Consider the following 10,769-nt stretch of genomic DNA (forward strand, 5'->3'; position numbering starts at 1 on the left):
GCCGCCGACGATGCGCAGGGGCGTGCCCTCGGCCTCGGCGCGACGGACGCGCTCCGCCAGGGGCTCGCTGGCGTCATGGCTCGGGATGTCGTGTTGGGGGGTGTCGTGAGTGGTCACCATGTCATCGAACTCTCTCAGCCTTGGCTCTCTCGGGCCCGGGTCGGGGCGGGGGCATCGCCGGCGCTCTTGGTCAGGCGGAACTCGGAGCAGCGCGCCGGGGTGGGGATGTTCTTGCCCGGGTTGAGCAGCTCGTCGGGGTCGAAGGCGCGCTTGGCGGCCCGGAAGGTCGCCAGTTCGCCGGGACTGAACTGCACGCACATCTGGTGGATCTTCTCGCGGCCCACCCCGTGCTCGCCGGTGATGGTGCCGCCCACCTCGACGCACAGCTCGAGGATGCGGCCACCCAGCGCCTCGGCGCGCTCGAATTCACCCGGCTGGTTGGCATCGAAGAGGATCAGCGGGTGCATGTTGCCGTCGCCGGCGTGGAAGACGTTGGCCACCCGCAGGCCGTACTCCTCGCCCAGGTCGCCGATGCCCTTGAGCACCCGCGCCAGCTCGCGGCGGGGGATGGTGCCGTCCATGCAGTAGTAGTCCGGCGACATGCGGCCCACCGCCGGGAAGGCGTTCTTGCGCCCGGCCCAGAACAGCGCCCGCTCGGCCTCGTCCCGGGCCTGCTGGATATGGGTGGCGCCGGCCTTCTCCAGCACGCGGCGCACGGTCTGACAGTCGTCGTCCACGTCCGCCTCCACGCCGTCCAGCTCGCAGAGCAGGATCGCCTCGGCCTCCACCGGGTAGCCGGCGCCGATGAAGTCCTCGGCGGCGCGGATCGCCAGGTTGTCCATCATCTCCAGGCCGCCGGGAATGATGCCCGCGGCGATGATGGCCCCCACGGCGTTGCCGGCCTTCTCGATGTCGTCGAAGCTGGCCATCAGCACCTTGGCGGTCTCGGGCTTGGGCAGCAACTTGACGGTCACCTCGGTGACCACGCCGAGCATGCCCTCGGAGCCGGTGAACAGCGCCAGCAGGTCGAAGCCGGGCGCGTCCAGGGCTTCCGACCCCAGGGTCATAGGCTCGCCCTCGATGGTCAGCACCTCGACCTTGATGACGTTGTGCACGGTGAGCCCGTATTTCAGGCAGTGAACGCCGCCGGCGTTCTCGGCCACGTTGCCGCCGATGGAACAGGCGATCTGCGACGAAGGGTCCGGGGCATAGTAAAGGCCATGGGGGGAGGCCGCCTCGGTGATGGCCAGGTTGCGTACCCCGGGCTGGACCCGGGCGGTGCGAGCCTCGGGGTCGATCTCGAGGATGCGATTGAAGCGCGACAGCACCAGCAGCACACCGTGTTCCAGCGGCATGGCGCCGCCGGAGAGGCCCGTGCCGGCACCGCGGGTCACCACCGGTACCCGCAGGGCGCGGCAGCGCTTGAGCAGGGTCTCGACCTGCTCGAGGGTCTCGGGGAGGGCGACCAGCATCGGCAGGGCGCGATAGGCGGAGAGACCGTCGCACTCGAAGGGGCGCAGGTCCTCCTCGCGGTGCAGGAGGGTCATGCCGGGCAGGGCCTGCCGGAGGTCGGCCAGTACCTCGGACTGATCACACCCGGGTTGGCCGCCATCGAGTCTTGGATCGAAGTGGGTATTCATGGTGACTCCTGAGCGAGAGGGGCATCACTTCAGTGTAGTGACCAATTCTATGAAAAAAGTTTCCAAAAAACCATGGAAACTTTTTTCATCGGATCGGTTTATGCTCTTCTCATTTCGCGAAATGATCGGGCCCCGCCGAGAGTCGGCGAGGCCCGAAGTCCGTCATCCTCCTGCCATCATCCCGCCCGCATCAGCGGATCGGAGATACCCATCACATAGAAGGCCACCAGCGCGATGATGCCGGTGAAGACCAGGTAGTAGATTGTCGGCAGGATGGTCTTGCGGATGGTCTCACCCTCGCGGCCGAGCAGGCCCACGGTAGCGGAGGCCGCGACCACGTTGTGGATGGCGATCATGTTACCCGCCGCCGCGCCCACGGCCTGCAGCGACACCATCAGGGCGGTGGAGAGCCCCAACTGCTGTGCCACGTTGAACTGAAAATCGGCCAGCATCAGGTTGGACACGGTGTTGGAGCCGGCGATGAAGGCCCCAAGGGCGCCCACGGCCGGGGCGAAGAAGGGATAGACGCCGCCCACCCCGTCGGCGACGAACTGCGCCATGGCCACCGGCATGGAGACCAGGTCCGCCGCATTGACGCCGGAGTTGATCAGGATCCGCACCATGGGGATGGTGAAGATCAGCACGAAGCCGGCGCCGAGAATGGTCTTCGAGGACTCGCTGAAGGCGGCCCCGAGTTCGCCGATGCGCATCCGGTGCAGCAGGGCGGTAAGCAGCACCACCATCAGCAGGATGCCACCCGGCAGGTAGAGCGGCTGGATGGCACCGGAGACCCCGGCCTCACCCAGAATGTTGCTCCAGCCGAACGAGATCGAGGTGAGTGCATTCCGGAACGGCTCGATGGTACGTGAGGCCACCAGGATCACGGCCAGCAGCACGTAGGGAATCCAGCCCATGAGGGTGGAGATCGGCGCCTTGCCGGCGATGTCGTCCAGCTTGATTTCCAGCTTGCCGATCCACTCGTCGGGCCAGGACTTCTTGTCCGGGAAGTCCCAGACGTCCTTGGGAATCAGGAAGCCCTTGCGGGCCGCCGGCACGACGATGGCCAGGCCGACCATGGCGCCGATCATCGACGGGAATTCCGGGCCGAGCAGCACGCCGGCCAGCATGTAGGGCACCACGAAACAGACGCCGGCGAAGATGGCGAAGGGGGCGATGGAGAGGCCCTCCTTCCACGACTTGTTGGCACCGAAGAACTTGACCATGATGACCACCATGATCAGCGGCATCAGGACGCCGACGATGCCGTGGATCACGGCCACCTCGGCGGCGATCAGGCGGAAATACTCCAGCCAGGTGTAGCCGCCGGCTTCCAGCGCCTCGGTGATGCCATCGCGGTTGATGCCACCGGTGACGCCCACCACGATCGGCGTACCCACGGCGCCGAAGGAGACCGGGGTGGACTGGATCATCATGCCCACCACCACCGCGGCCAGTGCCGGGAAGCCGAGTGCCACCATCAGCGGCGCGGCCACGGCGGCCGGGGTGCCGAAGCCGGAGGCGCCCTCGATGAAGCAGCCGAACAGCCAGGCGACGATGATGGCCTGCACACGGCGGTCAGGGCTGATGCCCGAGAAACCGTTGCGGATCGCTGTGATGCCGCCGGAGTGCTTAAGGGTGTTGAGCAGCAGGATGGCACCGAAGATGATCCACAGGATCGACACGGTGAGGATCAGACCCTGAAGGGTCGAAGCCAGTACCCGGTTGAAGCTCATGTCCCAGGCGAGCAGGGCGATGAGGGCGGTGACCACGTAGACCGCCGGCATGGCGGTCTTGGCCGGCATCCGGAAGCCGATCAGCAGTACACCGGCCAGCACCAGAGGCGTAAAGGCCAGCAGTGCAAGTAGGGTGTTATTCATGAGGCAGGTTTCCCCTCGACTATTGTGATGGTGTTGTCTGCAATGTAGTGGCGCGACTCCGCCTGCCGGGGGCGCGGCGGATGCGCGAAAGATAAGCCCTGATAGCGTTGATTCGCCAGCGGTGGAAAATTGGTATTACCAATATATACATTGGTTCTGAAACGCATGAAATAAAAAATGTCTTTTCTAACAACAGTTTGTTCGAGCATGCTCCAGATATGGAGAGAAAGGCTGCTTCCCGGCTATAGACTAATAGACAAAGCGACGGCGCCCAGCCGAGTTGGGGCAAGCCGCATGGCGGGGCCAGCCAAAGGCTGGCACACTGCATCGCACACGCCGATTGAAACGGGAGAACGTCATGACACGGGTGCTTTACGATCTATGCGGCATCGATGAGGGGCTGCGCTTCTCGCCCTTCTGCTGGCGGGTCCGCTACGCCCTGGCCCACAAGGGACTGGAGGTCGAGACCCGCCCCTTGCGCTTCAATGACAAGGCGGCGCTGGCCTTCGCCGATCACGACAAGGTCCCTGTGCTGGTCGACGGTGATGAGACGGTCACCGACAGCTACGCCATCCTGCGCTATCTGGATCGCGCCTATCCCGAGTCCCCGCTGTTCGGCGATGCCCTGGCCGAGGGGCGAGCGAACTTCCTCAAGCACTACGCGGAGCGCTCCCTGCAGCCGGCGATGCTGCGTACCATCATCATGGACCTGCTCAATGCCATTCATCCGGACGACCGCGACTACTTTCGCAAGACCCGGGAGCAGCGCCTGGGCAGGACCCTGGAGGAGTTCCATTCCCCGGCCAAGGGGCTCGTCCAGCTCGATGCCGCCCTGGCGCCCCTGAGAGGTCGCCTCAAGGAGGCCGACTTCATCGACGGGGAGGCACCGGCGGCAGGGGACTATCTGGTGTTCGGCAGCTTCATGTGGGCTCGCTGCGTGTCGAGCGCCGACCTGGTCTCCAACGCCGACCCCGTCCATGGCTGGCTGGAGCGCATGCTCGACCAGCACGATGGTCTTGGTCGCGGAGCCATGCGCATCACCGATGTGGAGGGCGCCTACCGCTGACGCTCAGGGAGCGACGGGCGGCATGAGCAGAATGGTCCTTCGTCATGTTGCATCGCACAAAACCCCCTGCTATGTTGCAATGCAGCGCAGGGCAAGATGTCCTGTCTCCCCAAGATAGACGGAGGTGTTCCATGACCAAGGCAACCACCCAGAAGGCCACCGAGAAGTTCGAGGGCCTGTTCGTCGAGCCGGCACGCGCCTATGGCTCCCTGACCCTGGAGTACTATGAGAAGCTGATGGCCGCTCAGTTGGAGGCGACGCGCCGCTACGCCGAGTTCGGCCTGGCCCAGGCCCGCGCCTGGATCGACGTGCGTGATGCCGAGGGGCTCAAGAAGGTGATGGAGGACCAGCAGAAGGTCGCCCAGGACCTGGGGGATCACCTCAAGTCGGATGCCGAGAAGCTTTCCGGACTCGGCCAGGACTACCTGCAGAAGAGCCAGAAACTGGTCGAGGAGAGCATGAAGTCCGCGACCGCCGCCACCAAGTAAGGGCCGGCGCCGGCCTCTGTCGGCCGCAGGATGAGCAAGGGTCGCCCCGACGTGGGGCGGCCCTTGTCTTTGCTGGCCCCGTCGTTGCTGACCTCGTCGTCGTCGGCCCCGGCCCGGTGGACGCCGTCAGTGCCGTCCCTGACCGAGAAGACGGACCACCTCGGCATCATCGACCTGATCGAAGGTGGCGAAGAACTGGCCCACGGCGCGGAAGTGGGGAGGGGCCTCGGGGCAGACCACCTCGTCGGCCAGCGCCTCGAGCCGTGCCAGGGTATCTGGCGGCGCCACCCCGATGGCGGCGATGAGCCGGGCCGGAGCGCGTTGGCGCAGGGTAGCCAGGGCGGCGGCCATGGTGGCCCCGGTGGCGATGCCGTCGTCCACCACCACCACGACCCGCCCTGTCGGGTCGATGGGCGAGCGTACGGGCGTATAGCGGCGCCGGCGCTCGTCGATCAGCTCGCGTTGCCGGGCGATCTCGCGAGCCAGCCACTCATGCCGACACTGCCTGGCCTGCTCCTCCAGTTGCACGCTGCCGTCCTCGCTGACCGCCCCGATGGCGTACTCGGGGTTGCCGGGCGCGCCGATCTTGCGCACCAGCACCACGTCCAGCTCTCCCTCCAGGGCGTCGGCGATCACCCGGCCCATGGGCACACCGCCGCGGGGAATGGCCAGGACCAGGGGGTTTTCGCCCTTGAGATGGGCCAGGGCTTCGGCCAGGCGCCTGGCCGCGTCGAGTCGGTCGCGGTACATGGCACTTCCTCCACGGTTATCTCAGGGAAGAGTCTAGCCGAGGTGGGCCCGGCGGGCAGGCGAAGACGAGCGCGCCGCCGGGGTCACCGGCGGCGTCTGGGGGTGGCGGACAGGGGAGGCGAGGTCGGGGCGTCAGGCGTTGGACTCGGCCTTGCTGGCCTCGGCCTCGACGTCCTCGCCGCCGCGCTGACGTTTCGGCTTGCCGGGCAGGATGGCGTCGAGCAGCAGGGCGGCCAGCGCCGCCGGGACCAGGCCTGACTTCAGCAGCAGCCCCACCTGACCGGGCATGGTCTCGGAGATCGCCTCCACGGCCGGCAGACCGATGCCGAGGCTCAGGGAAACGGCGATGATCAGCATGGCACGCTGGTCGAGCTCGCACTCCTGGATGATCTTGAGGCCCGCCGAGGCGATCATGCCGAACATCACCACGCCGGCACCACCCAGCACCGCATGGGGCATGGCCGCCACCAGGCCGCCCAGCTTTGGAAAGAGCCCCATGCAGATCAGCAGGATGCCACCGATGGTCACCACGTGGCGGCTGACCACGCCGGTCAGGGTGATCAGGCCCACGTTCTGGGCATAGGCGGTGTTGGGCAGGGTGTTGAAGACCGCGGCGAAGGAAGTGGCCACGCCGTCGGCCATCACGCCGCCCGAGAGTTCGCGATCCTTGGCCGGCCGGCCGGCGCCGCCGGTGGTGATGGCGGAGATGTTGCCGATGGTTTCCAGGCCCACCACGAACATGATCAGCACCATGCCCACGATGGCGGTGAGGTGGAACTCCATGCCGTACTGCAGCGGCCTCGGCACGGCGAACCAGGCCGCCTCGCGCAGGTTGGTGAAGTCCACCATGCCCAGCGCGATGGCCACCAGGTAGCCGGCCAGGAGTCCGAAGAGGATCGAGGAGGCCTTGACGAAGCCGCGGCCCAGCTGGTGGACGGCGATGCACACCACCAGCACGAAGAGCGCCAGCAGCAGGTTGGTGGGCGAGGCGAAGTCGGGCGAGCCCACGCCGCCGGCGGCGTAGTTGAGGCCGACCGGCATCAGCGTGATGCCGATCAGCAGCACCACGATGCCGGTGACCACCGGCGAGAACCAGTGGCGGATCTTCTTGAGGAAGGCCCCCAGCACGATCTGCAGCAGGCCGGCGATGAAGGAGGCGCCGAGCACGGCGGCCAGCCCGAAGGCGTTGGCCAGGGGGAGCGCCACCGGCAGGAAGCCGAAGCTGGTGCCCTGGACGATGGGCAGGCGGGCGCCAATGGGGCCCATGCCGATGGTCTGGATCAGGGTCGAGACCCCGGCCACGAAGAGTGCCACCTGGATCAGGAAGATCGTCTCACCGGTGGCGGCGCCGATCGCGCCGGCGATGATGATGGGCGGCGTCACGTTGCCGGCAAACATCGCCATGATGTGCTGCAGGCCCAGCGGGATCGCCTTGGAGAGCGGCGGCATTGCGTCCGGGTCGCGGTTGATGGTGCGGGTGGGGTTCGTCTCGGGATGGGGGGCGGAACGGGATCTGGTCATGGTCGGGCTCGCAGCTTGGGTTGTTGTCGGTGCTGGCGTGCGGGTCGTGGAGTCGGCCGGTTGTTATGGGTATTGAGGCCAATCCTATGGTCTAAATGTACACAATAATAAAGATCATGAAAGACATTATGCCGTAATTACTGTGTTCATTTATGGCGAAATCTTTAATATCAATGTTTTGAGGGGCAGAGATTGACCAATAGGTCGGTTTTTTGGGAGTGGCTCATGAAGGGGCTGGACCCCCGCGGTCGGGCCGCGGGGTCGGCGATCAGCCCGCCAGGCGCGCCTGCAGACGGAACAGGGCGATGCGATTGATCTGCTCGATGGCGGTACGGCGCTCCTGCTCCGGCGTGTTCTCCAGGCGCGCCTCGAAGGCGTCGAGGATGGCGAAGCGGTCGCTGCCCTTCACCGCCATCACGAAGGGGAAACCGAACTTCGCCTTGTAGGCCCCGTTGAGGCGCTCGAAACGGGCCAGCTCCTCGGGGCTGCACTGGTCGAGGCCGGCGCCGGCCTGCTCGCGGGTGGAGTCGTCGGTCAGGGTGCCGGCCAGCGCCGCCTTGCCGGCCAGGTCGGGGTGGGCGCGAATCACGGCGAGCTGGCGTTCGGGTTCGGCCTCGGTGAGGACCCGGCCCATCGCTTCGGCCAGGCCCGCGGGGGTGTCGTGGCGCGGGTCCAGTCCGCGTTCCCAGGCCAGTTCGGCAACCCACGGGGAATGCTCGTAGATCTCGCCGTAGGCGGCCGCGAAGGCGGCCTTGTCCAGCTGGCTGGGGCGCGGTGTCAGGGTGCTGTCAGTCATGGTCGGTCTCCCGATGGCGGTGTTCGAAGGGGCTTTCTCTCCTAATGTATACAAAAAATATTTTGAAATGTACTCCATAAACGTCTAAAAATGTTTTCACTGCTATCCGTGACCTTCCGGAAACCATTCACCGAGACCAACAGGAGAGTGAAGATGGGACGCCTGACTACCCATGTGCTTGATACCGCCCAGGGCCGCCCCGGCCAGGGCATCCGCATCGAGGTGTACCGCCTCGCGGGCGAGGGACGAGAGCGCCTCAAGGAAGTTGTCACCAACGACGACGGGCGCTGCGATGCACCGATCCTCGAGGGCGACGACCTGAGTCGCGGCGAGTACGAGCTGGTCTTCCACGCCGGCGACTACCTGCGCCGGCAGGGCATCGAGGCCGAGGAGCCGCGCTTCCTGGACGTGATCCCGCTGCGCTTCGGGGTGGCCGATGTCGAGGCGCACTATCACGTGCCGCTGCTGCTGTCGCCGTATGGCTACTCCACCTACCGCGGCAGCTAGCCAAGCGCTGGCGGCGCTCGCCAATCTTTCAGACCAGGGCTGGTTGCCAGTCATCAACAACAATGCAATGAGTCGAGGCATCCCCTGATGCAAGCCTATCTGCTGGACTTTGCCAACTTCATGCTGCGCTGGCTGCACGTCATCGCGGCCATCGCCTGGATCGGCGAATCGATCTACTTCGTGATGCTGGACAACAGCCTGAAGCAACCAAAGGCCGCCGAGGATCGCGACAAGGGGGTCTTCGGCGAGATGTGGGCGGTACACGGCGGCGGTTTCTACCACAACCAGAAGTACGCCACGGCCCCGGCCAAGCTGCCCGATGACCTGCACTGGTCGTTCTGGAAGTCCTACACCACCTGGCTGTCGGGCTTTGCGCTCTTCGTGCTGCTCTACATGGCCAACCCGAGCTTCTACCTGGTCAACCCCAATGCCAGCTGGGAGTGGGCCGCCAACATGAGCGGCTGGCAGGCCAACGTGCTGGCGCTGCTCTTCCTGGTCGGCGGCTGGGTGGTCTACAACGAGCTGTGCAAGCGCATCAGCCCCGACATGACCCGCGACGGCCTGCTGAGCATCGCCGTGGCCGTGATGATGGTCATCGTGGCCTGGTTCAGCACCCAGCTCTTCGCCGGCCGCGCCGCCTTCCTGATCACCGGCGCGGTGATGGCCACGGCGATGTCCGCCAACGTCTTCTTCTGGATCATCCCCGGGCAGCGCCGCATGGTCGCCGCCATGAAGGCGGGCGAGGCCCCCAACCCCCTGGATGGCAAGCGCGGCAAGCAGCGCTCGGTGCACAACACCTACTTCACCCTGCCGGTGGTGCTGCTGATGATCAGCAACCACTACGCCTTCGCCTACTCCCACGAGCAGGCCTGGGTGATCATGTCGCTGTTCATCTTCGCCGGCGCACTGATCCGCCAGTTCTTCGTGCTGATGCACGCCGGCAGCATCAAGCCCGCCTACCCGGCGGCCGGGGTGGCGCTGATCGCCTTGGCGTTCTGGATCGCCGCGCCTGCGCCGTCTCCCGCCGCCGATCCGGACCGTGCCGCGGTGAGCCTCGAGGAGGTCCAGGCCATCGTCGAGACCCGCTGCGCGGCCTGCCACGCCAGCCAGCCGACCCAGCCCGGCTTCAACGCGCCGCCGGCCGGGGTCGCCTACGACTCCCCGCAGCAGACCGCCGCCCAGCGTGCCCAGATCCAGCAGGTGGTGGCCAGCGGCTACATGCCGCTCGGCAACATGACCGGCATGACCGACGAGGAGCGCGAGGCCATCGCCGCCTGGTCGCAGTGACGGCAGTGGTTCCGGCCCCTTGCCCTTCGCCCTGACCCGTCCCTGGCGGGTCAGGGCGTGTCGGTTAGTCGTATCAGGGGTCATCCGGCGTATACAATGAACCTCATCAGCGACGGGAGGGAGGTATGTCAGGATGAATCAGCGCCAGCCCGAGCCCGAACATCGGCCATCCGCCCCGCGCCGCGGCAAGGATGGTGACGGTGCCGAGCGCCACGAGGCCATCTACCGGTCGATCAGCGATGCGATCATCGAGCATCGCCTCAAGCCCGGTGCTCGCCTGCGTGAGGATGCGCTCTCCGAGGTGTTCGGCGTCAGCCGCACCGGTATCCGCAAGATCCTGCAGCGCCTGGCACTGGAGCAGCTGGTCACCTTGACGCCCCGGCGCGGGGCCAGCGTGACCCGCCCCACCGCCGACGAGGCCAAGGACGTCTTCGATGCCCGTCAGATGATCGAGTGCGGCCTGATGCCCGAGGTGGCCCGGCGCATCACCGAGACCGAGGTCCGGGAGCTGCGGGACATGGCGCGTGGCGAGCGCGAGGCGCTCAGGGCCGGCGAGCAGAGCACGGCCATCAAGCTCTCCGCCGCCTTCCATGCCCGCCTGGCCGGGATCTCCGGCAATGCCACCCTGGCCGACTTCGTCGGCCGGCTCTGCTCGCGCTCCTCGCTGATCCTCGCCGTCTACGGCAACGCCGGCCACCTGGGCTGCGAGTCCCACGACCACGACGACCTGATCGGCTACCTGGAGGCCGGCAACGGCGAACGTGCCGCGGCCTTCATGGGCCGCCACCTCAAGGCCATCGAGGCCTCGCTCTCCATCATCGAAGAGACCGAGGAGGC

11 protein-coding genes are annotated in these 10,769 nt (G+C 66.4%); 5 read left to right on the forward strand and 6 right to left on the reverse strand.

Annotation, left to right across the window (positions count from 1 at the left end):
• Nucleotides 1-134: 134 nt before the first annotated feature.
• From glcD to IBX53_RS12205, 3 genes are all read right to left on the reverse strand, one after another.
• Nucleotides 135-1,640 carry a glycolate oxidase subunit GlcD gene (gene glcD, locus IBX53_RS12195; protein WP_290909595.1) on the reverse strand — a complete coding sequence of 502 codons (1,506 nt, stop codon included), beginning with the start codon at nt 1,638-1,640 and terminating at the stop codon, nt 135-137.
• Nucleotides 1,641-1,816: 176 nt separating this feature from the next.
• Nucleotides 1,817-3,517, reverse strand: a complete 1,701-nt coding sequence (locus IBX53_RS12200) for an L-lactate permease (RefSeq protein WP_290909596.1) — start codon at nt 3,515-3,517, stop codon at nt 1,817-1,819.
• Nucleotides 3,514-3,726, reverse strand: a complete 213-nt coding sequence (locus tag IBX53_RS12205; RefSeq protein WP_290909597.1) for a hypothetical protein — start codon at nt 3,724-3,726, stop codon at nt 3,514-3,516. Before IBX53_RS12205 ends, IBX53_RS12200 begins: the two co-directional genes overlap by 4 nt.
• A 149-nt stretch (nt 3,727-3,875) precedes the next feature.
• Here IBX53_RS12205 and IBX53_RS12210 point away from each other — a divergent pair, with 149 nt between their 5' ends.
• Nucleotides 3,876-4,583: a glutathione S-transferase N-terminal domain-containing protein gene (locus tag IBX53_RS12210; protein WP_290909598.1), complete on the forward strand. Its 708-nt coding sequence runs from the start codon at nt 3,876-3,878 to the stop codon at nt 4,581-4,583.
• Between the two features lie 131 nt (nt 4,584-4,714).
• Nucleotides 4,715-5,071 carry a phasin family protein gene (locus IBX53_RS12215; RefSeq protein ID WP_290909599.1) on the forward strand — a complete coding sequence of 119 codons (357 nt, stop codon included), beginning with the start codon at nt 4,715-4,717 and terminating at the stop codon, nt 5,069-5,071.
• Nucleotides 5,072-5,197: 126 nt separating this feature from the next.
• On the opposite strand, the gene IBX53_RS12220 is transcribed toward IBX53_RS12215, so the two are convergent.
• The 3 genes from IBX53_RS12220 to uraD all read right to left on the reverse strand — a co-directional run bounded on the left by IBX53_RS12220 (nt 5,198) and on the right by uraD (nt 8,138).
• On the reverse strand, nt 5,198-5,821 hold the full coding sequence (locus tag IBX53_RS12220; protein WP_290909600.1) for a phosphoribosyltransferase: 624 nt from the start codon (nt 5,819-5,821) through the stop codon (nt 5,198-5,200).
• 132 nt (nt 5,822-5,953) lie between these two features.
• Nucleotides 5,954-7,342, reverse strand: coding sequence for a nucleobase:cation symporter-2 family protein (locus tag IBX53_RS12225; RefSeq protein WP_290909602.1), 1,389 nt, complete (start codon nt 7,340-7,342; stop codon nt 5,954-5,956).
• 268 nt (nt 7,343-7,610) lie between these two features.
• On the reverse strand, nt 7,611-8,138 hold the full coding sequence (gene uraD / locus IBX53_RS12230; protein ID WP_290909604.1) for a 2-oxo-4-hydroxy-4-carboxy-5-ureidoimidazoline decarboxylase: 528 nt from the start codon (nt 8,136-8,138) through the stop codon (nt 7,611-7,613).
• A 153-nt stretch (nt 8,139-8,291) separates the two neighbouring features.
• Here uraD and uraH point away from each other — a divergent pair, with 153 nt between their 5' ends.
• From uraH to IBX53_RS12245, 3 genes are all read left to right on the forward strand, one after another.
• Nucleotides 8,292-8,645 carry a hydroxyisourate hydrolase gene (uraH, locus tag IBX53_RS12235; RefSeq protein WP_290909605.1) on the forward strand — a complete coding sequence of 118 codons (354 nt, stop codon included), beginning with the start codon at nt 8,292-8,294 and terminating at the stop codon, nt 8,643-8,645.
• Nucleotides 8,646-8,732: 87 nt separating this feature from the next.
• The gene (locus tag IBX53_RS12240) at nt 8,733-9,932 is read left to right on the forward strand and encodes a urate hydroxylase PuuD (RefSeq protein ID WP_290909606.1); all 1,200 of its coding nucleotides are present in this window, start codon (nt 8,733-8,735) and stop codon (nt 9,930-9,932) included.
• A gap of 133 nt (nt 9,933-10,065) precedes the next feature.
• Nucleotides 10,066-10,769 (forward strand): GntR family transcriptional regulator (locus IBX53_RS12245; protein WP_290909608.1); only part of this gene is annotated, 704 nt, incomplete at its 3' end.

It is taken from the genome of Halomonas sp. (genome assembly GCF_014859505.1).
Lineage (GTDB): Bacteria > Pseudomonadota > Gammaproteobacteria > Pseudomonadales > Halomonadaceae > Halomonas.